At 61.7% G+C, this 24,770-nt stretch carries 23 protein-coding genes; 11 read left to right on the top strand and 12 right to left on the bottom strand.

From position 1 onward, the window contains the following. Nucleotides 1–224: 224 nt before the first annotated feature. The 8 genes from K4O48_RS19815 to K4O48_RS19780 all read left to right on the top strand — a co-directional run bounded on the left by K4O48_RS19815 (nucleotide 225) and on the right by K4O48_RS19780 (nucleotide 9,653). Nucleotides 225–971, top strand: a complete 747-nt coding sequence (locus K4O48_RS19815; RefSeq protein ID WP_222910086.1) for a gamma-glutamyl-gamma-aminobutyrate hydrolase family protein — start codon at nucleotides 225–227, stop codon at nucleotides 969–971. Between the two features lie 45 nt (nucleotides 972–1,016). Then, the gene (locus tag K4O48_RS19810; protein WP_222910085.1) at nucleotides 1,017–2,375 is read left to right on the top strand and encodes a glutamine synthetase family protein; all 1,359 of its coding nucleotides are present in this window, start codon (nucleotides 1,017–1,019) and stop codon (nucleotides 2,373–2,375) included. 200 nt (nucleotides 2,376–2,575) lie between these two features. Continuing rightward, nucleotides 2,576–3,934, top strand: a complete 1,359-nt coding sequence (locus K4O48_RS19805; RefSeq protein ID WP_222910084.1) for an aspartate aminotransferase family protein — start codon at nucleotides 2,576–2,578, stop codon at nucleotides 3,932–3,934. A gap of 258 nt (nucleotides 3,935–4,192) precedes the next feature. Next, nucleotides 4,193–5,290 carry a polyamine ABC transporter substrate-binding protein gene (locus K4O48_RS19800; protein WP_222910083.1) on the top strand — a complete coding sequence of 366 codons (1,098 nt, stop codon included), beginning with the start codon at nucleotides 4,193–4,195 and terminating at the stop codon, nucleotides 5,288–5,290. 231 nt (nucleotides 5,291–5,521) lie between these two features. After that, nucleotides 5,522–6,607 (top strand): polyamine ABC transporter substrate-binding protein, encoded by a 1,086-nt coding sequence (locus K4O48_RS19795; RefSeq protein WP_222910082.1) that lies wholly within the window; start codon nucleotides 5,522–5,524, stop codon nucleotides 6,605–6,607. 108 nt (nucleotides 6,608–6,715) lie between these two features. Beyond that, nucleotides 6,716–7,867 (top strand): polyamine ABC transporter ATP-binding protein, encoded by a 1,152-nt coding sequence (potA, locus tag K4O48_RS19790; RefSeq protein WP_222910081.1) that lies wholly within the window; start codon nucleotides 6,716–6,718, stop codon nucleotides 7,865–7,867. A gap of 11 nt (nucleotides 7,868–7,878) precedes the next feature. Further along, nucleotides 7,879–8,760, top strand: a complete 882-nt coding sequence (locus K4O48_RS19785) for an ABC transporter permease subunit (protein ID WP_222910080.1) — start codon at nucleotides 7,879–7,881, stop codon at nucleotides 8,758–8,760. Next, nucleotides 8,757–9,653, top strand: coding sequence for an ABC transporter permease subunit (locus tag K4O48_RS19780; protein WP_222910078.1), 897 nt, complete (start codon nucleotides 8,757–8,759; stop codon nucleotides 9,651–9,653). The genes K4O48_RS19785 and K4O48_RS19780 overlap by 4 nt, the downstream gene beginning before the upstream one ends. A 37-nt stretch (nucleotides 9,654–9,690) precedes the next feature. On the opposite strand, the gene K4O48_RS19775 is transcribed toward K4O48_RS19780, so the two are convergent. Continuing rightward, a complete protein-coding gene (locus tag K4O48_RS19775; protein ID WP_222910076.1) occupies nucleotides 9,691–10,278 on the bottom strand; it encodes a DUF6436 domain-containing protein in 588 nt (195 codons plus the stop codon). Nucleotides 10,279–10,364: 86 nt separating this feature from the next. Between K4O48_RS19775 and K4O48_RS19770 the strand changes: the two genes are divergently transcribed. Continuing rightward, the gene (locus K4O48_RS19770) at nucleotides 10,365–11,303 is read left to right on the top strand and encodes an alpha/beta hydrolase (RefSeq protein ID WP_222910075.1); all 939 of its coding nucleotides are present in this window, start codon (nucleotides 10,365–10,367) and stop codon (nucleotides 11,301–11,303) included. Here the strand turns inward: K4O48_RS19770 and K4O48_RS19765 are convergent. Further along, the gene (locus K4O48_RS19765; RefSeq protein ID WP_222910072.1) at nucleotides 11,284–12,084 is read right to left on the bottom strand and encodes a hypothetical protein; all 801 of its coding nucleotides are present in this window, start codon (nucleotides 12,082–12,084) and stop codon (nucleotides 11,284–11,286) included. The two genes, K4O48_RS19770 and K4O48_RS19765, sit on opposite strands and share 20 nt — an antisense overlap. A 152-nt stretch (nucleotides 12,085–12,236) precedes the next feature. Here K4O48_RS19765 and K4O48_RS19760 point away from each other — a divergent pair, with 152 nt between their 5' ends. Next, nucleotides 12,237–12,845, top strand: coding sequence for a 2OG-Fe(II) oxygenase (locus K4O48_RS19760; RefSeq protein ID WP_222912178.1), 609 nt, complete (start codon nucleotides 12,237–12,239; stop codon nucleotides 12,843–12,845). Nucleotides 12,846–12,920: 75 nt separating this feature from the next. On the opposite strand, the gene dctM is transcribed toward K4O48_RS19760, so the two are convergent. The 9 genes from dctM to rfbB all read right to left on the bottom strand — a co-directional run bounded on the left by dctM (nucleotide 12,921) and on the right by rfbB (nucleotide 23,100). Further along, nucleotides 12,921–14,201 (bottom strand): C4-dicarboxylate TRAP transporter large permease protein DctM, encoded by a 1,281-nt coding sequence (dctM, locus tag K4O48_RS19755; RefSeq protein WP_222910070.1) that lies wholly within the window; start codon nucleotides 14,199–14,201, stop codon nucleotides 12,921–12,923. Further along, a complete protein-coding gene (locus K4O48_RS19750; protein WP_222910069.1) occupies nucleotides 14,201–14,827 on the bottom strand; it encodes a TRAP transporter small permease in 627 nt (208 codons plus the stop codon). Before K4O48_RS19750 ends, dctM begins: the two co-directional genes overlap by 1 nt. 219 nt (nucleotides 14,828–15,046) lie before the next feature. Next, entirely contained in the window at nucleotides 15,047–16,039 is a 993-nt protein-coding gene (gene dctP, locus K4O48_RS19745; protein ID WP_222910067.1) for a C4-dicarboxylate TRAP substrate-binding protein DctP, read from the bottom strand. Nucleotides 16,040–16,422: 383 nt separating this feature from the next. Continuing rightward, a complete protein-coding gene (locus K4O48_RS19740; RefSeq protein WP_222910065.1) occupies nucleotides 16,423–17,814 on the bottom strand; it encodes a sigma-54-dependent transcriptional regulator in 1,392 nt (463 codons plus the stop codon). A gap of 1 nt (nucleotide 17,815) precedes the next feature. Then, a complete protein-coding gene (locus K4O48_RS19735) occupies nucleotides 17,816–19,615 on the bottom strand; it encodes an ATP-binding protein (RefSeq protein ID WP_222910063.1) in 1,800 nt (599 codons plus the stop codon). 95 nt (nucleotides 19,616–19,710) lie between these two features. Further along, complete coding sequence (rfbD, locus tag K4O48_RS19730) at nucleotides 19,711–20,622, bottom strand: dTDP-4-dehydrorhamnose reductase (RefSeq protein WP_222910062.1); 912 nt, start codon at nucleotides 20,620–20,622, stop codon at nucleotides 19,711–19,713. Next, nucleotides 20,619–21,164: a dTDP-4-dehydrorhamnose 3,5-epimerase gene (gene rfbC, locus K4O48_RS19725; protein ID WP_222910061.1), complete on the bottom strand. Its 546-nt coding sequence runs from the start codon at nucleotides 21,162–21,164 to the stop codon at nucleotides 20,619–20,621. Before rfbC ends, rfbD begins: the two co-directional genes overlap by 4 nt. Further along, on the bottom strand, nucleotides 21,161–22,033 hold the full coding sequence (gene rfbA / locus K4O48_RS19720; protein WP_222910060.1) for a glucose-1-phosphate thymidylyltransferase RfbA: 873 nt from the start codon (nucleotides 22,031–22,033) through the stop codon (nucleotides 21,161–21,163). Before rfbA ends, rfbC begins: the two co-directional genes overlap by 4 nt. Further along, on the bottom strand, nucleotides 22,030–23,100 hold the full coding sequence (gene rfbB, locus K4O48_RS19715) for a dTDP-glucose 4,6-dehydratase (RefSeq protein WP_222910059.1): 1,071 nt from the start codon (nucleotides 23,098–23,100) through the stop codon (nucleotides 22,030–22,032). The genes rfbA and rfbB overlap by 4 nt, the downstream gene beginning before the upstream one ends. Nucleotides 23,101–23,364: 264 nt before the next feature. On the opposite strand from rfbB, the gene K4O48_RS19710 reads away from it, so the two are divergent. Then, entirely contained in the window at nucleotides 23,365–23,616 is a 252-nt protein-coding gene (locus K4O48_RS19710; RefSeq protein ID WP_222910058.1) for a hypothetical protein, read from the top strand. 26 nt (nucleotides 23,617–23,642) lie between these two features. Here K4O48_RS19710 and K4O48_RS19705 read toward each other — a convergent pair whose 3' ends face one another. Further along, nucleotides 23,643–24,770: an ABC transporter permease gene (locus K4O48_RS19705; protein ID WP_222910057.1), complete on the bottom strand. Its 1,128-nt coding sequence runs from the start codon at nucleotides 24,768–24,770 to the stop codon at nucleotides 23,643–23,645.

The raw sequence follows: 24,770 nt of genomic DNA, 5'->3' as shown, positions 1-24,770 counted from the left end.
TCAATCATCAAACAGCGTGTCTTGGAGTCAATCGAAAAGCCTTGTCGCTGTCAATAGCGCCCCGAAGTGCCCCGTCAAGGCCCACGCTGGGCGGTTTTGGGGCAATTGCGGAAAATTTCCCCCTGCGCTGGCAGCGCTTTCCGAAGCAGGATTGCTCGGCTATTGTCTATAAAAATGAACAAGACTACTCTCCGACGAGCCCCATCCGAAAAGACGAGTATCCCATGCCTCGCGTGCCATTGATCGGCGTTTCGGCCTGTACCAGGCAGATCGGCCACCACAGTTTCCACATCGCCGGCGACAAGTACCTGCGCGCGGCGGCTGTAGCCGGTATGCCGCTGGTCATCCCGGCGCTCGGCGACCTGATTGATCCCGCTGCACTCCTTGATAGCGTAGACGGCCTGCTCTTTACCGGCTCGCCGTCCAATGTCGAGCCGCATCATTACGGCGGTCCCGCCAGTGCCGAAGGCACGCCCCATGACCCGTCGCGTGATCAGCTGACACTTCCTTTGATCCGCGCCGCGGTAGAGACCGGCATACCGGTGTTTGGCGTGTGTCGTGGCTTTCAGGAAATGAACGTCGCCTTTGGCGGCAGCTTGCATCAGAAGGTTCATGAAGCCGGTCCCTTCGCCGATCACCGCGAGCGAGCGGACGATCCGGTCGAGGTGCAGTACGGCCTCAGTCATCCGGTGCATGTTCAGCCCGGTGGCTTATTCGAACAGATCGGTCTTCCCACTCAGATTGAGGTCAATTCAGTGCACGGTCAGGGCGTGGAGCGGCTTGGCCATGGCCTGCGCATCGAGGCGCTGGCGCCGGACGGGTTGATCGAAGCGTTTTCCGTCGAGGGTGCGCGCAGCTTCGCCCTTGGCGTGCAGTGGCATCCGGAGTGGAAGGTGCATGAGCACCCTTACTACCTGGCATTGTTCGAGGGCTTTGCTCGCGCTTGCCAGGAACGCGCAGGACGGCGCTGAGCGCGGGCCGGCACGGCGCTCGTTTCATTAATTTCTGAGGTCGTTATGTCCAGCAAGCTCGACCAGCTCACCGGCTGGCTGAAAGAACGCAAGATTACCGAGGTGGAATGCCTGATCAGCGACCTGACTGGCATTGCCCGCGGCAAGATTTCTCCCACCAACAAGTTCCTCGACGAAAAGGGCATGCGCCTGCCGGAAAGCGTGCTCCTGCAGACCGTCACCGGGGACTACGTCGAAGATGACATCTATTACGAGCTGCTCGACCCGGCGGACATCGACATGTTCTGCCGTCCCGATCCCGATGCCGTGTTTCTGGTGCCCTGGGCCATCGAGCCCACCGCCCAAGTAATTCACGACACCTACGACAAGATGGGCAACCCCATCGAGATTTCGCCACGCAACATCTTGAAGCGCGTGCTCAAGATGTATGCCGACAAGGGCTGGCAACCCATCGTTGCGCCGGAGATGGAGTTCTACCTGACCAAGCGCTGCGAAGATCCTGACCTGCCGTTTCAGCCGCCGATAGGGCGCTCGGGCCGCCAGGAGACGGGGCGGCAGTCGTTTTCCATCGACGCTGCCAACGAGTTCGACCCGCTGTTCGAGGACATGTACGACTGGTGCGAGGCCCAGGGGCTGGACCTGGACACGCTGATCCATGAGGAAGGCACCGCGCAGATGGAAATCAACTTCCGTCATGGCGAGGCGCTGCACCTAGCCGATCAGATCCTGGTGTTCAAACGCACCATGCGCGAGGCGGCGCTCAAGCACAACGTCGCCGCCACCTTCATGGCCAAACCCATGACGGGCGAGCCGGGCAGCGCCATGCACCTGCACCAGAGCGTGGTGGACCTGGAAACCGGGCGCAATATCTTCTCCAACAGCGACGGCACCATGAGCCAGCTGTTTCTGTATCACGTGGGCGGGCTGCAGAAGTACATCCCCGAGCTGCTGCCGCTGTTCGCGCCCAACGTTAATTCGTTCCGCCGCTTCCTGCCGGACACCTCGGCGCCGGTCAACGTGGAGTGGGGTGAAGAAAACCGCACCGTGGGCCTGCGCGTGCCGGACTCGGATCCGCAGAACCGCCGGGTCGAGAATCGTCTTCCGGGCGCCGATGCCAACCCGTACCTGGCCATCGCCGCCAGCCTGCTCTGCGGTTATATCGGCATGGTCGAGGAGCTGACGCCGAGCCAGCCGGTCAAGGGTCGCGGCTACGAGCGCCGGAACCTGCGCCTGCCGCTTACGCTGGAGGCGGCGCTGGAGCGGATGGAAAACTGCCGGCAGCTGGAAAAGTACCTGAGCCCGAAATTCATCACCGGCTATGTCGCGGTCAAGCGCGCCGAGCAGGAGAACTACCATCGGGTCATCAGTTCCTGGGAACGGGAGTTCCTGATGCTCTCGGTGTAAAGAAAAGCCGTAGGGTGGATGGCGCTCTTTTCATCCACCATGGCTCTGTTCGGTGGGACGCTACCCGGTGGAGCGCCACCCGGTGGATCGATGAAGCGTGATCCACCAACGTTGGACGAGGCTTTGGATGGATGGGCCGTAGGGTGGATGACGCTGTTTTCATCCACCAAACATGCATGAATTTTATCAAGAGGTGACTGATGAGCGATTCGCAAACCCAGCAGTGGCAAGCCCTGAGCCGCGACCATCACCTGCCGCCGTTCACTGATTTCAAGGCGCTGAATGCCAAGGGCACGCGCATCATCACCCGGGGCGAAGGCGTCTATCTGTGGGACAGTGAAGGTCACAAGATCCTCGACGCCATGGCGGGGCTCTGGTGCGTCAACCTCGGCTATGGCCGCGAGGAACTGGTCGAGGCGGCAACAAAGCAGATGCGTGAACTGCCTTACTACAACCTGTTCTTCCAGACGGCACACCCTCCGGCGCTCGCGCTGGCAAAGGCGATCGCCGAGATTGCACCGGAAGGCATGAACCACGTGTTTTTCACCGGCTCTGGCTCGGAAGCGAACGACACCGTGCTGCGCATGGTGCGTCATTACTGGGCGATCAAGGGCCAGCCGCAGAAGAAGGTGGTGATCGGTCGCTGGAACGGCTATCACGGCTCGACCATCGCCGGCGCCAGCCTTGGCGGTATGAAGGCCATGCACGAGCAGGGCGATGGCCCGATCCCGGGCATCGAGCACATCGACCAGCCCTACTGGTTCGGCGAGGGTGGTGATCTGGATCCGGAGGAATTCGGTGTCCGCGTCGCACAACAGTTGGAGCAGAAGATTCTAGAAGTCGGCGAAGACAAGGTCGCCGCCTTTATTGCCGAGCCGATCCAGGGCGCCGGCGGCGTGATCATTCCGCCGGACAGCTATTGGCCGAAGATTCGCGAAATCCTGGCCCGCTACGACATCCTGTTCATCGCTGACGAAGTGATCTGTGGCTTCGGCCGCACCGGCGAGTGGTTCGGCAGCGACCATTACGGCAACGCACCGGACTTGATGCCGATCGCCAAAGGCCTGACCTCGGGCTACCTGCCCATGGGTGGTGTGGTGGTGCGCGACGAAGTGGTGCACACGCTCAATGAAGGCGGCGAGTTCTATCACGGCTTCACGTATTCCGGGCACCCCGTGGCTGCGGCAGTGGCGCTGGAAAACATCCGCATCCTGCGCGAAGAGAAGATCGTCGAGCGGGTCAAGACAAAGACGGCACCCTATTTGCAGTCTCGCTGGCGTGAGCTGGTGGAGCATCCGCTGGTGGGCGAGGCGCGTGGCGTCGGCATGCTCGGCGCGCTGGAGCTGGTGAAGAACAAGAAAACCCGTGAGCGTTTTGCTGATCCGGGCGTCGGCATGCTGTGCCGCGAACATTGCTTCCGTAACGGCCTGGTGATGCGCGCCGTTGGGGACACCATGATCATTTCTCCACCGTTGGTGATCAACGAGGAGCAGATCGACGAGCTGATCAGCAAGGTGCGCCTGTGCCTGGACGCCACCGCGAAGGATGCCGTCAGCTGAACACAGCCTTCCGGCCGCGGTGCTCTTTTTGGAGCCTGAACTACTGTTACGAGCGTGGTGCGAACTTCGTTCGGGTTGTTGAAAAACGGATAGCGACCTTGCCAGACTGCGCGCGTGCTTTGGCCAGACTTACCGAGGGGTGTGTCGATGCCGGCACAGGCCCAGTTAGCTGCCAGGAAGTGATGGGAGATGGCGTTCATCTTTCCGCCCTGCCTCTAGCCTCGACCGACATAAATGACGACAACAGGAGCTGCACGGATGAAACCCTTTGCCAAAACACTACTTGCGATGACGCTGGCCGGCGCGGTTGCTGGCGCTGCGCAGGCCGAAGACAAGGTTCTTCACGTTTTCAACTGGTCGGACTACATCGCCGAAGACACCCTGGACAACTTCACCAAGGAAACCGGCATCAAGGTGGTCTACGACGTTTTCGACAGCAACGAAGTGCTGGAAGCCAAGCTGCTGGCCGGCAGCTCCGGTTATGACGTGGTGGTGCCGTCCAACCCCTTCCTCGCCAAGCAGATCAAGGCGGGCGTATTCCAGAAACTCGACAAGAGCAAGCTGCCGAACTGGGAGAATCTCGACAAGGATCTGCTCAAAGCGCTGCAACCCAGCGATCCGGACAACCAGTACGCCGTGCCCTACATGTGGGGCACCATTGGCATCGGCTACAACCCTGAAAAGGTCAAGGCAGTGCTGGGTGAGGACGCCCCGGTTGATTCCTGGGATCTGGTGTTCAAGCCCGAAAACATGGAGAAGCTGAAGGCCTGCGGCGTCTCGTTCCTCGATTCGCCGACCGAGATCCTGCCAGCAGCGCTGCACTATCTCGGCTACAAGCCAGACACCACTAAAAGCGACGAGCTGAAGAAGGCGGAAGAGCTGTTCATGCAGATCCGTCCGAACGTTGCCTACTTCCATTCCTCGAAATACATCTCGGACCTGGCCAACGGCAACGTCTGCGTCGCTATCGGTTATTCCGGCGACATCTACCAGGCCAAAGCGCGCGCGGAAGAAGCGGGCGGCAAGGTCAAGGTCAGCTACAACATTCCCAAGGAAGGTGCCGGCACCTTCTTCGACATGCTGGCCGTGCCGGCCGATGCTAAGAATGTCGACAGCGCTCACGTGTTCCTGAACTACCTGATGAAGCCAGAGGTAATGGCCTCGATCACCGACTATGTTCAGTTCCCCAACGGCAATGCGGCGGCCACCCCGCTGGTCGATGAAGCGATTCGCACCGACCCGGGCATCTACCCGAGCCAGGCCGTGCTGCAAAAGCTCTACACCTTCCCGGATCTTGATTCGAAGACCCAACGGACCATGACCCGCAGCTGGACCAAGATCAAATCCGGTCGCTGATTGTGCGTAGCCGGCTCGCCAGCCCGCATGCGGAGCTGTGCGAGTCGGTAACACGGCGCGAAGGGCGCTATACGGCCTGCTTTTTCTGGCTTGCGATCCGTTTCCCGTATCGCCTTTCGGCTACAACCGTATCGGTTGTGCGTCGTGCCAGTTGCTTTTTTGAGGTTTTTCCAATAAACAGCCCGCCTTTCGCCAACTGATCGGCGCGGTCTGCAACAAGAGGACACTCTCATGCCTTCGACATTGAAGTCGCTTCTTCTCGCCGCTGCGGTCAGCGGTGCTGCATCCGCCCAGGCTGCCACGGTGCATATCTACAACTGGTCCGACTACATCGGCGAAACCACGCTGGAAGAATTCGAGAAAGAGACGGGCATCAAGCCGGTCTATGACGTGTTCGATTCAAACGAAACCTTGGAGGGCAAACTGCTCGCCGGCCGCACGGGCTATGACGTGGTGGTGCCATCCAACCATTTCCTCGGCAAGCAGATTCGTGCCGGGGCGTTTCAGAAGCTAGACAAGAGCAAGCTGCCGAACTGGGAAAACCTTGACCCGGCGCTACTCAAGCAGCTGGAGAAGAACGATCCGGGCAATGCCTACGCTGCACCTTACCTCTGGGGCACTAACGGCATCGGGTACAACGTTGAAAAAGTGACCGCTGCGCTGGGCATCGAGAAGGTCGATTCCTGGGCCGTGCTGTTCGAGCCGGAGAACGCGAAGAAGCTCGCTGGCTGTGGCATCGCCCTGCTGGATTCGGCGGACGAGATGATCCCCGCCGTGCTCAATTACCTCGGTCTGGATCCCAATAGCACCGATCCAGACGATTACGCCAAGGCCGAAGCCAAGCTGCTCGAGATCCGGCCGTATGTGCGCTACTTCCATTCATCCAAGTACGTGTCTGATTTGGCCAACGGCAACATCTGCATCGCCGCCGGCTTCTCGGGCGATGTGTTCCAGGCGGCGGCGCGTGCCGACGAGGCGGGCAAGGGGATCGAGATCGCCTATTCGATTCCAAAGGAAGGCGGCAACCTGTGGTTCGACATGCTGGCCATTCCCGCTGATGCGCAGAATGTCGATGAGGCCCATGCGTTCATCAACTACTTGCTGGACCCCCAGGTTATCGCGACGGTCAGTGACTACGTGGGTTATGCCAACCCCAATACCAAGGCTGACACGCTGATGGACCAAGAAGTGCGGAACGACCCCTCGATCTACCCACCGCAGGCCGTGCTGGACCGCTTGTACGTCTCTGCGGAGTTGCCGCAAAAGATCATGCGTCTGATGACCCGTACCTGGACCAAGGTCAAGTCCGGCCAATAGCCGTACACAGGGCAAGACGGGCGCCGGCCTTGGCTGCGTTGTCTTGCCCTGGTGCAATACCGTCTCCCGGTTCCGTCCGGGCCCAATATTTCAATCGGGAGTTCGCGCATGGCCGTTGCCTCCAGCGCCTACAAAAAGGCCCTCACCGGTGAGAGCCAGAACAAACAGGTGCTGCTGAAGATCGACCGCGTCACCAAGAAGTTCGATGAAACGGTGGCGGTCGATGATGTCTCCCTGAGCATTCATCAGGGCGAGATCTTTGCCCTGCTGGGCGGTTCGGGTTCTGGCAAATCGACCCTGCTGCGGATGCTGGCGGGTTTCGAACGGCCCACCGAGGGGCGGATATTTCTCGACGGTCAGGACATCACCGATATGCCGCCCTACGAGCGGCCGATCAACATGATGTTCCAGTCCTACGCGCTGTTTCCGCACATGACCGTAGAGCAGAACATCGCCTTCGGCCTCAAGCAGGACGGCCTGCCAAAGGACGAAGTGCAGGCGCGTGTCAAAGAGATGCTCGGCCTGGTGCAGATGAGTCAGTACGCCAAGCGAAAGCCGCATCAGCTGTCCGGCGGCCAGCGTCAGCGCGTGGCCTTGGCGCGTTCGCTGGCCAAGCGACCGAAGCTGTTGCTGCTCGACGAGCCCATGGGCGCTCTGGACAAAAAGCTGCGCTCGCAGATGCAGCTCGAGCTGGTGCAAATCATCGAGCGCGTCGGCGTGACCTGCGTGATGGTGACCCACGACCAGGAAGAGGCCATGACCATGGCCGAACGCATCGCCATCATGCATCTGGGCTGGATCGCCCAGGTGGGCAGCCCGATGGATATCTATGAGACCCCGGCGAGCCGCCTGGTCTGCGAGTTCATCGGCAACGTTAATTTGTTCGACGGTGAGCTGATTGAAGACATGGGCGATCACGCGGTGATTGCCAGCCCTGGCCTGGAAAATCCGATCTACGTCGGCCACGGCATCAGCACGCGCGCTCAGGACAAGCACATCACCTATGCCATTCGGCCCGAGAAACTGTTGATCGGCACCGAGTTACCGGAACTGGAGCGGCCCGGCTACAACTGGGCCAAGGGCGTCGTGCATGACATCGCCTATCTGGGCGGCCATTCGGTTTACTACATCAAGTTGCCGTCCGGTGGTGTGCTGCAGGCGTTCATGGCGAACGCCGAGCGTCACGTGAAGCTGCCGACCTGGGAGGAAGAGGTGTACGTCTACTGGTGGGATGACAGCGGCGTGGTGCTGCAGGCATGAGGCGCTCGCGGTTGAATACCGGACGCCGGCTGGTCATCGGCGTGCCGTTCCTCTGGCTGATGCTGTTCTTCCTGCTGCCGTTTGCCATCGTGCTGAAGATCAGCTTTTCCGAAGCCGACGTGGCGATTCCGCCTTATACGGATATCTTCGCCTACGCCGACCAGCAGCTTCAGGTGTTGATCAATCTCGGCAACTACATCTTCCTCAGCGAAGACGACCTCTATTGGGCCGCGTATGCGGGCTCGTTGAAAATCGCGTTCTTCAGCACGCTCCTGTGCTTGCTGGTTGGTTACCCCATGGCATATGCCATCGCACGGGCTCGCAAGGATCTGCAGACGGTGTTGCTGTTGTTGATCATGATGCCGACCTGGACGGCCATCCTGATTCGCGTCTATGCCTGGATGGGCATTCTCAGCAGTAACGGCATACTCAACAGCGTGCTGCTGAACCTGGGGCTGATCGACACCCCGCTGCAAATCCTGAACACCGATCTGGCCGTCTATATCGGCGTGGTCTATTCGTACCTGCCGTTCATGATCCTGCCGCTGTACGCCAACCTGGTGAAGCACGATCTGAGCCTGCTCGAAGCGGCATCCGATCTCGGCGCCAGCAACCTCAGCGCGTTCTGGAAGATCACCGTACCGTTGTCGAAGAACGGCATCATTGCCGGCTGCATGCTCGTGTTTATTCCCGTGGTAGGCGAATTCGTAATTCCCGAACTGCTCGGTGGCCCGGAGACGCTGATGATCGGCAAGGTGCTCTGGCAGGAGTTCTTCAATAACCGCGATTGGCCGGTGGCCTCGGCCCTGGCGGTAGTCATGCTCGCGATCCTCCTGGTACCGATCATCCTGTTCAACCGCAACCAGACCAAGGAACTGGAGGGCAAGCTATGAAGCGCTACAGTTTCTCCAATCTGATCCTGGTGCTTGGGCTGCTGTTTATTTACCTGCCGATGGTGCTGCTGGTCATCTACTCGTTCAACGCCTCGCGGCTGGTGACGGTCTGGGGTGGCTGGTCGCTGAAGTGGTATGCCGGCCTGCTGGATAACAGTCAGCTCATGGGCGCGGTGATGCGTTCTCTGGAAATCGCGCTCTATACGGCGGTGACAGCGGTTGTACTGGGAACCATGGCGGCGTTCGTGCTGACCCGGATCCCCAACTTCCGTGGACGCACCCTGTTCGGCGGCCTGGTAACGGCGCCGCTGGTCATGCCGGAAGTCATCACCGGCTTGTCGCTGCTGCTGTTGTTCGTGGCGATGGCCCAGCTGATCGGCTGGCCGGCGCAGCGTGGCATCGCGACCATCTGGATTGCGCACACCACGTTCTGCTCGGCTTACGTCGCGGTGGTGGTGATGGCGCGGTTGCGTGAGCTCGACCAGTCCATTGAGGAAGCCGCGATGGACCTGGGGGCGCGGCCCTGGAAAGTGTTCTTCCTGATTACGATGCCGATGATCGCGCCCTCGCTGGCCGCAGGCGGGATGCTCTCGTTCGCACTGTCGTTGGACGATCTCGTGCTGGCCAGCTTTGTCTCCGGCCCCGGTTCGACCACGTTGCCGATGGAGATTTTCTCGGCCGTCAGGCTGGGTGTGAAACCTGAGATCAATGCGGTAGCGAGCTTGATATTGCTGGTTGTGTCGCTGGCGACGTTTATCGCTTGGTACCTCAGCCGTCGTGCCGAGAAGCGCCGCGTGCGCGCGATGCGGCAGGCGATGGACGAGGGTGCGAATCAGAGCTGGACCCCGACGATCGACAAAGCAATTGCGACGCCGCCATCAGCGCATAGCTGATGGCTGGGGTGAAGGCAGCAGCCAAGCGGCTGCCTGCTCAATCATTGGCAGGCTGGCGCTCGCCCCAATCGCAAAAGCAGCCCACTGCGAGTGAATGCGTGGCGGTGACCTTGCGACCCGCCAACACCGCCTCGATGATCGGTTCGATGAAGCTGTTGCTGGAGTTGCACACTGCGCCTTCGCTGTAGGGACCGACATAGACCAGGCGGCCGCTCGCGTCCCAGATTCCGACTGCGGGGCTGGCGGGCAGGCTGTGCGAGCCGGGCAGGGTTGTGAGGGTCTGCAGGCCGCTCAGTTGCAGCGGTAGGCGCCCTTGGGTGCCTGGCTTCTGCAGCGCATAGAAGCTCACCCCTTGGCTGCCGAAGCGTTGCAGCAGGTCGGCCAGGTGCTGCTGGTTGCCCGCATTGCATGGGCATGCCGGGTCCCAGAAATGCACCACGCGAACGGGTCCAGGGCCTCCCAGGCTGCCGGGCAATGCCAGGTTGTCACCAGAGAACAGCTCAGCGCGTTCGGTTGCGAATGGCCGCAGGTAGCGTGCCTCGAACCACCAGAAGGCCGCCAGCATGGCACCGCCCCATAGCAGCGCGATCAATGCTGCGAGCAGATATTTGTTGCGTACGGACATGGCGGCGCTCGTCGAGTGAGCCGTCAGCTTGCCACGTCGCGCTGCAGAGCTGAATATCTCGTTCCATTCGAGCCAGAAAACCTGACATGCCTTCGCGAATCGACCCCGACGCGCTTCGTGCCCAGCTCCGTCCTATAACGCAGGGCGCCGAGCTTAGCCACGACGCGCGTTACTACCAGGCCTATTACGGTTTGGATCTGCTGCACCACCGCAACGTCCAGCGGCGCCTGGGGCGCTTTTCGGTACATGACTACGAGGTCGCCGCGCAGTCCTGGTGTCCCGAGCAACCGGTGGCGACGCTGTTGGTGCTGCACGGGTATTACGACCACATGGGTCTCTACCGACACGTGGTGGACTGGGGGTTGCGCATGGGATTTGCGGTGCTTGCCTGTGACCTGCCGGGGCATGGCCTGTCCAGCGGGCCGCGGGCCAGCATCAATGAGTTCGCTGAGTATCAGGCGGTACTGCAGGGTCTTCTGCGCGAAGCGCTGGACCTGGAGCTCCCGCAGCCTTGGCACTTGCTCGGACAGAGCACGGGAGCCGCGATTGTGCTCGATTACCTGCTCAACCAACCGGAGCACCCGCAACCAGGGCGGGGCATCCTGCTAGCACCTCTGGTGCGGCCACGCGCATGGGGCTGGTCGCGACTCAGCTACGAAGTCGCGCGGCGCTTCGTCACGCAAATCCCCCGCCGCTTCAGTGAGAACTCCGGCGATCCGGCCTTTCTCGACTTCATTCAGACAAAAGACCCGCTGCAGCCGGACATCCTGCCGACCGCCTGGGTCGGCGCGCTGTCCCGCTGGATCCCTCGGATCGAGGGGTCGCCGCGCAGCCTGCACAGTCCGATCATCGTGCAAGGGGAGGCCGACATGACCGTGGACTGGCAACACAATCTCCCCGTCCTCGAGCGCTCCTTTACCGCCCCGGACATCCTTCGACTTCCGGGTGCGCGTCATCATCTGGTCAACGAGCGCGAAACCATTCGCCGTGCGTACTTCGATTTTCTCAGCGAACGGCTGAGTTAACTGCCAGGCCATTGCCCGCAGGGCTGGCGTGCGCCTGGATCTCGTTACTGCTCATGCCGACGGCGAGGCCCGCGCGCAGTGCCTGTAGCGCCGCCTGGTAGTACTGCTTGCCAGCCTCCGATTGGGCGAACTCGACGAATTCTTCCAGCTCGGCGTCCGAGAGGTCGCGATAGATGAACAGCAACGTGTTGTCGAGGTCGCTTTCGACCTGCTGCTGCAGACGCTCACGCTGGCCATCCAGCAAGCCCTGCGCCTGACCGCCGCCGAGCAAGCCTGGAATCATCTGGCTGAGGCTATCGGCCGCCACGCCGGCGAGTGCCAGGCTGACTTCTGCGCCGGCTTCAGCGGCGGGCAACGCCTGAGCCAGGTGGCGAATCAGCAACTGCCGATTGCTGCCGGCTTCCATCCGAGGCAAGCCATTCTCGTAGCGGGCCAGTTGTTCGCGCCGCCCGGCCAGCGTTTCTGCCGCGACAACCTTGTGGCCCAGAGGCGACTGGAAGAAGTCCAGCGCGGGCTGAGGGTTCGACAGGTGCTTCTCTAACGCTTGCTTGGCGCGCTGATCGATAGCGTCGACGGCAAAACGCCGGTTGCTGTTGGTGACCAGCGCCTGAAAAACCGCAGGGGGCAGGGTGTTCTTGTAGCGCTGTTGGGCCGCGGTCAGGGCATCGGAAAAATTGGCGCGTTGTTCCGTCCAGCCTGCAGCCTCGTAGAGTTCATCGTAACGATCGGCCCAGGTGTTCAGGCTGACAGCGAGTAATACACAAGCAATAAGGGCGCGCATGGAAGCTCCTCTGTGGCGGGCTGTTTATTTTCTGCGCCATGACCCCGGCCTGTCGAGGAGCGCAAGCGCTGCTGCTAGACTCAGCGGCTGTTTCCGTGCGGGCCCACCGAGGCCGCGCGGACGCGTAATCCGACCCATTGGAGTCAATGTCTTTGCCGTTCTCTTCGATCATCGACGACCTTGCCGCGCGCGGCTGGTCGCTGCAGAGTTCCTTCCTCTCCAGTGATGTGACCCATCAGCTGGCCGCTGAGTGCCGCAGGCGCTACGCGGAGGGTGCGCTGGCACCGGCTGGTGTGGGGCGCGGCGAGGAGCAGGCAGTGCATGAAGGCATTCGCGGTGATCACATCCACTGGCTGGAAGAGGGCCAGGCGGCGGTCTCCGACGGCTATCTGTCCGTCATGGACGAGTTGCGTCAAACGCTCAACCGCGAGCTGTTTCTTGGCCTCGAAGAATTCGAGTGCCACTTCGCCCTCTATCCGCCCGGTGCCTTCTATCAGACCCACCTGGATCGTTTCCGCGACGACGACAGCCGTTGCATCACGGCGGTTCTGTACCTCAATCCGGATTGGCAACCGAACAACGGCGGCGAGCTGCGCATGCACTTGCCCGACGGTAAGACGCTGGATATCCCACCGCTGGATGGGCATCTGCTGATGTTTCTGTCGGGCGAGTTTCCGCATGAAGTGATGATCACGCAGGCCGAACGCCTTTCGCTGACTGGCTGGTTCCGGCGCCGGCCCGTGGACGTGCTGGCGCTCTGAGACCGGACGGCATGACGCCCATAAAAAAGCCCGGCGCAGGGCCGGGCTAAAGGTAAACACTTTGATTCGTTGAGATTACATGCCCAGCAGATTGGGCAGGCCGAGCGATATCGACGGCACGTAGGTAATCAGTACCAGGAACGACAGCATCAATGCCAACCATGGCAGCACGGCGCGGATGACCTGGGTCACCGGCATGCCGGTGACGGCCGAGGCGACGAACAGGTTCAGCCCCACCGGCGGTGTAATCAGTCCGATCTCCATGTTCACCACCATGATGATGCCCAGGTGGATCGGGTCGATGCCCAGCTGCACGGCAATCGGGAACAGGATCGGCGCCAGGATCAGAATGATGGCCGACGGCTCCATAAACGCACCGGCGACCAGTAGCACGATGTTCACCACCAACAGGAACATCCAGGGCTGAAGGCCTGCTTCGAGCACCATTGCCGTGATCTGTTGCGGGATCTGTTCGGTCGTCAACACATGCGCGAAGAGCATGGCGTTGGCGATGATGAACATCAGCATGATCGTAAGCTTGCCCGACTCCAGCAGCACTTTGGGGCAATCGCGGATGGTGATGTCCTTGTACACGAACAGCGCGATGAACGCGGAATACACCGCCGCCACGGCAGCCGCTTCGGTCGGGGTGAACATGCCCGAATAGATACCGCCGAGGATGATGACCATCAGCAGCAGGCCCCACAGCGCCTTGCGAGCCGAGGACAGCCACTCGCGGAACGAGGCGCGCGGCATGGCTGGCAGGTTCTTCTTCACCGCGACGATGTAGATCGCCAGCATCAGGCCGACACCCAGCAAAATGCCGGGGACCACGCCTGCCATGAAGAGCTTGCCCACCGAGGTCTCGGTCGCGGCGGCATACACCACCATGACGATCGACGGCGGGATCAAAATGCCCAGGGTTCCGGCGTTACAGACGATACCGGCGCCGAAGGCCTGCGGATAACCGGAGCGGACCATGCCGGCGATGGCGATGGAACCGACCGCCGCCACGGTGGCCGGCGACGAGCCGGACAGCGCGGCGAACAGCATGCACGCCATCACCGCACCGATTGCCAGGCCGCCACGGATGTGGCCGACGGTGGCGTTGGCGAAATCGATCAGACGCTTGGCCACGCCGCCGGTGGTCATGAATGCGCCGGCGAGGAGGAAAAACGGGATGGCCAGCAGCGTGTAGTGCTCGGAGGTCTCGAAGAGCTTGATGGCCAGCGAGCGCACCGAATCGGGGCTGAAGAAGAAAATCGTCAGCGAACCGGCCAGGCCCAGCGAAATGGCCACCGGCACGCCGATAAACATCAGCGCAAACAGCGCCAGGAAGAGGAACAGGATAGTCATTACTTCGGCTCCTCTTCACCAAGCTTGGCGGCTTCGGCCGCTTCGTCGGCGAGCCCCAGGCCGGTTTGCTCGTTGCGCAGGATGCGCACAAAGATCTCGACAAAACGGATGAACACCATGGCAAAGCCGAACGGTACGATCATGCCGATATGCCACTGCTTGACGCCGACATGACCGAGGTCTTCAGCACCGATGTTGGCGGTGAACAGCGCTTGAATCCATTCGAAACTGGCGACGGTCAGCAGGCCGGCATAGCCGAGGCAGAACAGGCAGGCGATCACGCCGATGTAGCGCTGTATATGGCGGGGCGCGAGTTTAACCAGCGCGTCGACGCCGATATGTCCGGCGGTACGGACGCCATAGGCCAGGCCGGAAAAAATCAGCCAGGCGAACAGCGCCTTGGTCAATGCGGTGCTCCAGGTCATGGCCTGGGCCAGGCCGATGACGAAATCACCGACCGAAAAGAAAAAGTCTTCCGCGGCTGGAAAGGAATCCGCCAGGCTGTAGAAAATGGTGTAGAGGTTGTTCAGAACCACGTAAACGAAGGTCACCAGAGTCATGGCGGCCAGCAGGAAGGCAATGAAACCCTCCTCGAAGTGGTCCCAGACGCGCCAGAGGGCGTTCATGGATGACATCTCCCGATGAAATGCATTGTTTCGACAGGCGTACGGAATGTGCGCCATGAACCGGTCTGGTAACCGGGCGACAGGGCAATGAAAAATAACGTATTGGGCGAAACGTTAGGCTGAGGGGGCCGTTCGTCATGCTCGCCTGAGCTCTGTTCTTTTCACTGAGCTGTCGGGGCAGCGTGGAGAGGGCGAACCGTGCCGCCCTCTCCAATCACCTTACTGAGCGTTGGACGCTTCAGCGGCCTTGATCAGATCAGCACCGATGTCGCTCTCGAATTTCTTCCAGACCGGCTTCATCGCTTCGCGCCACTTGGCCCGCTCTTCCGGCGTCAGGACCAGAATTTCGGTGGTGCCCGCCGCCAGAATGTCGGCTTTGGCTTTCTGGTTCAGTTCGTCAGCCTGCTTGTTCACCTCTACGGTGACCTCGTCCAGGATGGTTTCCAGCTCGCCGCGAACGTCAGCCGGCAGGCCGTTCCAGAACTTGGTATTGGTGATCAGCATGTAGTCGAGCAGACCATGGTCGGACTCGGTGATGTGCTTCTGCACTTCATGCATCTTTTGCGAGTAGATGTTCGAGTAGGGGTTCTCGGCACCGTTAACCACGCCAGTCTGCAGACCCTGATAAACCTCGGCGAAGCTCATCTTGCGCGGGTTGGCGCGCAGGGCCTTGAACTGCTCGTCGAGCACGGCGGAGGCCTGTACGCGGAACTTCAGACCACGCGCGTCGCTCGGCTCACGCAGTTCCTTGTTCGCGGACAGCTGCTTCATACCGTTGTGCCAGTAGCCCAGGCCGGTGATGTTCTTGTCTTCCATGGAGCTCAGCAGGCTCTGGCCGGCTTCGCTCTGCTGGAAGCGGTCAACCGCAGCGATGTTGTCGAACAGGAACGGCAGGTCGAACACCTGTACGCCCTTGGAGTAGTGTTCGAACTTGGCCAGCGAAGGCGCGATCAGCTGTACGTCGCCCAGCAGCAGCGCTTCCATTTCCTTGCCATCACCGAACAGCGAGGAGTTCGGGTACACCTGAACTTCGACCTTGCCGGGCAGACGCTCTTCGACCAGCTTCTTGAACAGGTTGGCGCCCTGGCCTTTCGGCGTGTTTTCGGCAACCACGTGGGAGAACTTGATCAGGATCGGGTCGGCAGCCTGGGCCAGGCCTGCGATACCGAGTGACAGAGCGCAGGCAAGCGCCGTGGCGGTCAGTTTGAACATTGTTGTTTTCCTCTTGTTGTGAATTGAGCTGTCGCATCGAAGCGGCAACTCGGCTGTAGCCAGCAAGACAAGTCTAGGCGTCATCGACGAAAAGTCGCGACGCCGACGGCCGACCTGTTTCACCAACTCATTGGGGTTAGCGAGAGCAAGTGCTGTGCCAGAAGCGCGAAGCCTGCCCTCGTGACGCGGGAGTTTACCGGTGTAGTGGCAGAATGCTGACGAATAATTCTCAGCCAGCGCGTCTAGTTCGCAGCTTCCCCTAATCCCGGATGAATCAGGCTGTGCGCGCTAGCTAGCCGGACAAGTGTGACAAACAGGTGGCAAAAGGTCGCAGCGCAGGAAAATCCGATTCGTCGACCTGAGATATGGCGGAAATCCGCCAGCTATTCCGGCTCATCCGGCGAGCTTCCGCCAGCATCGCTGAACACCAGACCGTGTTTTCGCAGTTTGTCATGCAACGTTTTGCGGGGCAGGCCAAGGGCTTCGGCGACGCTGCGCAACGACGAATGCGGCCGAGCCAGCTCCGCGGCGATCAAGGCCCGTTCGAAGGCATCGACCTGCTCGTTGAGTGCGCTCGCCGGTGTTGCGGCCATCCCGTCGGGGGTCTGTGCAGGATCGTCCAACCCCAGCTCCAGGCCGAGGGCAAAACGCTCTGCCGTGTTCTGCAGTTCACGGACGTTGCCCGGCCAGGTGTGCCGCAGCAGCTGCGCCCGTTGTTCGGGGCGCAGCTCACGGATCGGCAGTGCATGACGGTTGGCCGCGGTTTCGGCGAAATGCTGGAACAGAAACAGCAGATCCTCGCTGCGTTCGCGCAGCGGTGGGATGCGCAGCGGTGCCACGTTCAACCGGTAGTAGAGGTCGGCGCGGAAGCGGCCTTGATCGGCGGCGTGGCGGAGATCTTCTTTGGTAGCGGCGATGACGCGAATATCCAGCGGAATCGACTGATTGCCACCCAGGCGCTCGACGACCCGCTCCTGCAGCATGCGCAAGAGCTTGACCTGCACATCCAGGCTCATGCTCTCGATCTCGTCGAGGAACAGGGTGCCGCCGTTGGCGAACTCGAACTTGCCGATACGGCGCTTTTGCGCGCCGGTGAAGGCGCCTGCCTCATGACCGAAGAGTTCGCTTTCCACGACAGACTCGGCCAGAGCGCCGGCGTTGATGGCTACAAAGGGCCCGCTGCGGCGGCTGGACAGGTCGTGCAAGGCACGCGCGACCACCTCTTTGCCAGCGCCGGTTTCGCCGAGGATCAGTACATCCGCTTGCGTTCCGGCGAGTGCGCCGATCTGCTCGCGCAGCCGCTGCATGGCTGATGACTGACCGAGCAGGCGCGTCGACAACTGCTGACGGTCGGCCAGGGCCAGACGCAGGCTGCGGTTGTCGAGGACCAGCTGACGCAATGCGAGGGCGCGCCGAACGCTGTCGAGCAACGCCTCGCTGGGGAAGGGCTTTTCAAGGAAATCGTAGGCGCCGGCGCGCATGGCCTGGACGGCGAGCTGAATGTCACCGTGGCCGGTGATCAGCAGGACCGGCAGCTCACTGTCAACAGCGTGCAGCTGTTGCAGGAGCTCAAGGCCATCGATGCCCGGCATGCGGATGTCGCTGACCACGACGCCGGGCCAGTCCGGCGGCAACAGGCCGGCCAGTCCGCGCGCATCGCTCAGGCCGAGGACCTTGAGCCCGGCGAGGTCGAGTGTCTGGCTCAGTGCCTTGCGCAGGTGCGGATCGTCGTCGACCAGGACTACCTGAACGTGCGGGTCGATCTGGCTGGTCATGCTAGTCCTCGCTGGGGAAGGCGACGCCCGGGTCGGCGGATCGCAGGTAAAGACTGAGCTGGGCGCCGCCTTCTGGATGGTTGGCCATGGTCAGTTGGCCGTCCAGGGCACGCGTCAGGGTATCGCAAATCGCCAGCCCCAGGCCTAGCCCCTGGGCGCTGGTTTTGGTCGTGAAAAACGGCTCGCGTGCACGCTGCAGCGCCGTGGCGGAAAACCCCGGGCCGTTGTCGCGCAGGGTCAGCAGCACGCCATCGCCCTGGCGTTCGGCGCGCAACCAGATTCGCCGTCCCGGCGGCCGTTCGTTGAGCGCATCGAGGGCATTGGCCAGCAGGTTGGAGAGGATCTGCCGCAATCGCGTTTCACCGGCCTGCACCCATAGCGTTGCCTCTGGCAGGTCGCGAATCAGCTCAACACCCATTGCCTGGCGGCGCTTGGCCAACAAGGCCAGTGCGTCATCCAGTGCGGGTTGCAGCGCGACCCGCTCCGGCGCGTGCCGGTCGCGCCGGGCGAAGGCGCGCAGGTGGGCGATGATCGACGCCATGCGCGCGGTCAGCTCGCTGATCAGCTTGAGGTTATCGCGGGCTTCCTCGTTGCGCTGCTGATCGAGCAGCACGCGGGCGTTATCCGCATAGCTGCGAATCGCCCCCAGCGGCTGGTTGAGTTCATGGCTGATGCTCGCCGACATGGTGCCCAGTGCCGAGAGCTTGCCGGCCTGAAGCAACTCGTCCTGCGCGCGGACCAGCTCCTGCTGGGCTTGCTCCCGCTCCAGGACTTCCTGCTTGAGCCGGCTGTTCAGCGCCTCCAGGTCCTGCGTCCGCTCCTGCACGCGACGCTCGAGCTGTTGCCGCGCCTTGGCATCCAGTGCGATACGTTCGAGGTAGTGGCGGCGCCGCTGCATCAACAGCCCGAGCAGCAGCAACAACGCAGCCAAGGTGGCGGCGCCAATCGCCACGACCGTTTGCACCGGCCGCTCGACCAGGCTGATGGGGGCCAGAATGCGCACGGTCCAGCCGGTTTCCTTGAGCTCACGGCTCTGGATCAGCCAGGTGTCGATGTCGAGCGTCAGGTCTTGGGGCGAGAGCGTTGGGTAGGGCCGGTCGGAGGCGATCTGTTCGCGTTCGTCGATATCCAGCGCCCGGCTGGCGCGGAATCGCCATTCCGGCTTCGAGGTCAGGATCACCACGCCGAAACTGTCGGTCACCATGAGTTGCTCGGGCGTCGTGCCCCAGAGGGTCTCGGTGTGGTCCAGATCGACTTTGACCACCAGTACCCCGAGGACCGCGTCGCCGTCGCGCACGGCCGCACCGAAGTAGTAGCCGCGCTTGCCCGAGGTGGTGCCGAGGCCAAAGAACCGGCCAAGCTTGCCGGCCATGGCTTCCCTGAAATACGGCCGAAAGGCGAAGTTGCGATCGACGAAGCTGTCTTCGTCGTTCCAGTTCGATGCCGCCAAGGTGTTGCCGTCCGGCGCCATCAGGTAGATCACATCAGCGCCGGTCTCCTTGCGCAGCTGATCGAGCAGGCGATTGGCCTGATCCTTCGCGGCCGGACTCGCTGGCTGGCGCAGCGCAGAGCGTAGCGTGGGCAAGTCACCCAAGATGCGCGGCAGCACCTCGTAGCGCCGCAAGGAGCCGAGCAGGTTGGCCACGTAGAGGTCGAGCGTCTGGCGGTTTTGCTCGGTCAGCTCGTTACGGTAGTAACGCTCGGCCAGCTCTTGCAACGGCCACAGCAGCGGGGCCAGCAGCAGCGCAACCAGGGCCAGATTGCGCCAGCGTGGGCGGCGAGGAGGTTCGGGTGGGGTCATGCGGGTGCGCCTGTCGTTCGGGCGACATTATGCACGTTAAGCAATCGCCTCGCGCACCGCAGCCGCAGCCTGAGCGCGGTTGCCGGGCTGGAGCCTCAGAGGCTCTGTGTGGCCTGCATGCTGTGGTTCGCCTGATGAGCGTTGGCGTTACCCAGGCATTGATGCAAGGCGGCCTCCCAGTCCGGCAATACCATGCCCCAGTCGCGCTGCAAGCGTGCACAGTTGAGCCGTGAATTGAGCGGCCGCTCGGCGGCGGTGGGGTAGTCCGCTGACAAGATGGGCTCCAGGCGAGCCCGTAGCAGGCCCTGGCGCTCCAGGTTCTGCGCGATGCTGCAGGCGAAGCCGTACCAGGACGTCTCACCGGTCGCGGTCAGGTGGTACAGCCCGCTGGGGCCGCCGGTGCCGGTGCGCCACTTGCGCACCATATCGGCAGTCACCGCGGCAATGGTGCCGGCCCAGGTCGGTGCGCCGACCTCATCGTCTACGACCGACAGGGTGTCACGCTCCTGCAGCAAGCGTTGCATGGTCAGCAGGAAATTGCGCCCGTGCAGCGAGTACACCCAGCTGGTCCGCAGGATCAGATGTTGGCCGCCGACAGCCTGGATCGCCTGTTCCCCGGCAAGCTTGCTTGCTCCGTAGATGCTCAACGGGCGCGGCTCGTCTTCTTCGTGATAGGGCTCGGGCTTGCGGCCATCAAACACATAATCGGTGGAATAGTGAATCAGCGGCACGCCTAAAGCGGCTGCTTCTTCGGCCAATACTTCAGGGCCGATGGCGTTCACCGCGTATGCCTGATCGCGGTCGCCCTGTGCCGGATCGACCGCGGTGTAGGCGGCCGCGTTGATGATCAGATCCGGGCGCAGCAGGCGTACCTGCTGACGGATCTGCATCGGCTTGGTGAGGTCCATCACCTTGTGCCCCAGGGCTAGAACCTTCCCTTCACCGGCAAGCGCCGTTTGCAGCGCTTGAGACAGTTGCCCCGTGCTACCGGTGATGAGGATTTTCATGCGAACAGCTCCGCTTCGCTGAGTACCTTGCCGTCGATGTCCTTCTGCGACAGCTGAGGCGGCTCGGTGAATGGCCAGTCGATGCCGATCTGCGGGTCATTCCAGAGCAACGATCGCTCGTGGGCTGGCGCGTAGTAGTCGGTAGTCTTGTAGAGAAATTCAGCGCTCTCGCTGAGCACTACGAAGCCATGCGCAAAGCCTTCCGGAATCCACAGCTGGCGCTGGTTCTGCGCATCCAGATGAACGCCGACCCAGCGCCCGAAGGTAGGCGAGCTACGGCGCAGATCCACGGCTACGTCGAACACTTCCCCGGCCACGACCCGCACCAGTTTTCCTTGCGGCTGCTGGATTTGATAGTGCAGCCCCCGCAGCACACCACGCTGGGACTTGGAGTGGTTGTCCTGAACGAAGCTGCGCTTGACCCCCGTCGCAGCCTCGAAAGCCGCGGCGTTGAAGCTCTCGTAGAAGAACCCGCGCTCATCACCGAACACCTTGGGCTCGATGATCAGTACGTCAGGGATCTCGGTTTCGATGACTTTCATGCATCTTCACCGGCGAGCTTGAACAGGTACTGACCGTAGCCGGTCTTGCCCAGTGCATCGGCGCGGCGCAGCAGTTGTTCGCGGTCGATCCACTTGTGCTGATAGGCGATCTCTTCCAGGCAGGCGACCTTCAAGCCTTGGCGATGCTCGATGGTCTGCACGTACTGGGAGGCTTCCAGCAGGCTGTCGTGGGTACCGGTATCGAGCCAGGCAAAGCCACGGCCGAAGCGTTCGACGCTCAGGTCGCCGCGCTTGAGGTACGCATTGTTGATGTCGGTGATTTCCAGCTCACCACGCGGCGAGGGCTTGATCGACTTGGCGATCTCCACCACATCATTGTCGTAGAAATACAGGCCGGTCACGGCATAACTGGACTTCGGCTTGGCGGGCTTCTCTTCAATCGACAAGGCCTTACCCGTCTCGTCGAAGTCGATCACGCCGAAGCGCTCCGGATCCTTGACCCAGTAACCGAAGACCGTAGCGCCCTTTTCCTGGGCCGAGGCGCGCTGCAGTTTCTCGGTGAAATGCTGACCGTGGAAGATGTTATCGCCGAGGATCAGGCACACCGAGTCATCCCCGATGAAGTCTTCGCCGATCAGGAACGCCTGGGCCAGGCCATCCGGCGAGGGCTGCTCGGCATAAGTGAAGTTGACTCCGAACTGGCTGCCGTCACCCAGCAGATTCTTGTACTGCGGCAGATCCTGCGGCGTGGAAATCAGCAGGATGTCGCGAATGCCGGCCAGCATCAGCACCGAAATCGGGTAATAAGCCATCGGCTTGTCGTAGATCGGCAGCAGCTGCTTGGATACGCCCAGGGTGATGGGGTGCAGACGGGTACCGGAGCCTCCGGCGAGGATGATTCCTTTCATGCGTTCTCCAGCGCGCCAAGGCGCTCACGTTGATAGCTGCCGTCCTGAACGCGACGGCACCATTCCAGATTGTTCAAATACCACTGCACGGTCTTGCGCAGGCCGGTCTCGAAGGTTTCCTGCGGAACCCAGCCCAGCTCGCGTTCGATCTTGCTGGCGTCGATGGCGTAGCGCAGGTCATGGCCTGGGCGGTCCTTGACGAAGGTGATCAAATCTTCGAAGCGCTCGATGCCGGCAGGCTTCTGCGGTGCCAGCTCTTCGAGCAGCGCGCAGATGCCGCGCACCACGTCGATGTTCTTCTGCTCGTTGTGGCCGCCGATGTTGTAGGTCTCGCCGACGGTGCCCTCGCTGACCACTTTGAACAGTGCGCGCGCGTGATCCTCGACGAACAGCCAGTCACGCACTTGGGTGCCGTTGCCGTAAACCGGCAGGGGCTTGCCATCCAGGGCATTGAGGATCACCAGCGGGATCAGCTTCTCGGGGAAGTGATAGGGGCCGTAGTTGTTCGAGCAGTTAGTGATCAGTACCGGCAGACCGTAGGTGCGCTGCCAGGCGCGAACCAGATGATCGGATGAGGCCTTGCTCGCCGAGTAGGGCGAGCTGGGCGCGTAGGGCGTGGTTTCGGTGAACAGGTCATCAACACCGTGCAGGTCGCCATACACCTCGTCGGTGGAGATGTGATGGAAACGGAAGGCCTCGCGGCGCTCGGCTGACAGGCTCTGCCAGTACGCGCGGGTGGCCTCGAGCAGCTGATAGGTACCAACGATGTTGGTCTGGATAAATTCGGCCGGCCCGTCGATGGAGCGGTCGACGTGAGATTCGGCCGCCAGATGCATGATGGCGTCTGGTTGGAAGTCGAGCAGCGCCTCGCTGACACGCTCGCGGTCGGCGATGTCGGCCTGCAGGAACTGATAGCGGTCGCTGCTTTCGATTTCAGCCAACGACTCGAGGTTGCCCGCGTAGGTCAGCTTGTCCAGATTGAGGACGCTGTGCTCGGTGTCGTGAATAAGGTGGCGGATCAGAGCAGAGCCGATGAATCCGGCTCCGCCGGTAACGAGAATGCGCATGTTGATAGGCTTCCTTGGCGCGCTACTAGAGCTAAAGGCTCTTGGCATGTCGGCAGGATAGACCCGCCGAAAATACAAAAATTCCCGGCCGTGAAGTGGGGCTGCAGGGGCGACTCGAAAGTTTGCTGCAGCCGGGCCATTCATACAACGGGGGGCGGGGCGGGCCCAATCTATCCGGCGCCGCTTATCTCAGACGAAGGGCGGGGTAGCGGGCTCACATGGATAACGTAATATCGCGTGGCCATTATCACCGGTAGCAATGGAATGCATAACCGAAACAACCTGCTCGCCGATCAGCTGAGCCGCTCCGTGCACAGCCTCGCCCAACTCTCCGAAGCATTGACTGCATTCGCCCTCGAACTCATGGCCAGCGACGACCCGGCGGTACGGATCGCCAGCCGGCGGATGGTGTCGCGAATGGCGGAGATCCGCTCAGCGTCAGAACTGCCGACGAACGTATCCGTCTGCACTGACGCGGGCTCGGCGGTTGGCGCAGACGACCGCCTAATCGATTAGCTCGCGTCGCGAGCGGCAAACGCCGGCTAACGTAGTGACGTCCGCAGCCGAGACAACGCCCCGAGAAAGAACACCGCGCCAATGGCCGACAGCGCCAAGAGCTGTGGCCAGATGACCGACGCGCCGGCGCCGCGGAACAGCACGGCCTGCGCCAGCTCGACGAAATGCGTGGTCGGCGCCACCAGCATGATGGTCTGCACCAGCTCCGGCATGCTTTCGCGCGGGGTCACGCCGCCCGAGAGGATCTGCAACGGAATCAACGTAAGGATCACCAGTAGCCCCAGCTGCGGCATGGAACGCGCCACCGTCCCGAAGAAAATCCCCATGGATGTCGCTGCGAACAAATGCAGTGCGGCCGCGCCGGCAAACAGCAGTAGCGAACCCTGGACCGGAATGTCGAGCCAGCCTTCGACCACGAAGCGCAAGGCGAAGGCTGCGGCCGTCAGCACGACCAGACCCATCGCCCAGACCTTGCTGACCATGATCTCGAACGGCGTCACCGGCATCACCAGCAGGTGCTCGATGGTCCCGTGTTCGCGCTCGCGGATCAGCGCCGCGCCAGTAAGGATGATCGCCAGCATGGTGATCTGGTTGATGACTTCGTTCACGGCGCCGAACCAAGCGCGACTGAGGTTGGGATTGAAAGCCGTGCGCACAACCGCCTCGACGGGCAAGGCATCGCCCGAGCGGTAGCGCTTGATGAATTCGGCGGTCTCGCTCGCAATGATCTGCTGGATGTGGCCTGCACCGGTGAACGCCTGGCTGACCTGGGTGGCATCCACGTTCAGCTGGATTGTCGGTTGGCGGCCTGCCAGCAGGTCTTCCTGGAATCGCGGCGGAATGTTCAGGGTGAAGGTATACAGGCCGTCGTCCATGCCGCTGTCCATTTGCTGAAGGTTGATGGCTTTCGGCTCGATGAAATAGGGCAGCTGAAACGCGTTGATGATGCGTAACGAGGCCTGCGAGCGGTCCTCGTCGACGACCGCGATGCTGGCGCGGTGCGGCGCTTCGGGCACGGCGGTCGCGCCTTCGTAGATGGCCAGGGTGAACGAATAGAGAATCAGCACCAGCATCGCCGGGTCACGATAGAGGCTGCGCAGCTCCTTGAGACCGAGCTGCAAGATGTTGCTGAGTGATCGCCGGGTAGGTCCCAT

Source organism: Pseudomonas sp. DNDY-54, assembly GCF_019880365.1.
Lineage (GTDB): Bacteria > Pseudomonadota > Gammaproteobacteria > Pseudomonadales > Pseudomonadaceae > Stutzerimonas > Stutzerimonas stutzeri_P.
Note: the sequence above shows the minus strand (reverse complement) of the source record. Positions and strands in the feature narration are given on the sequence as shown.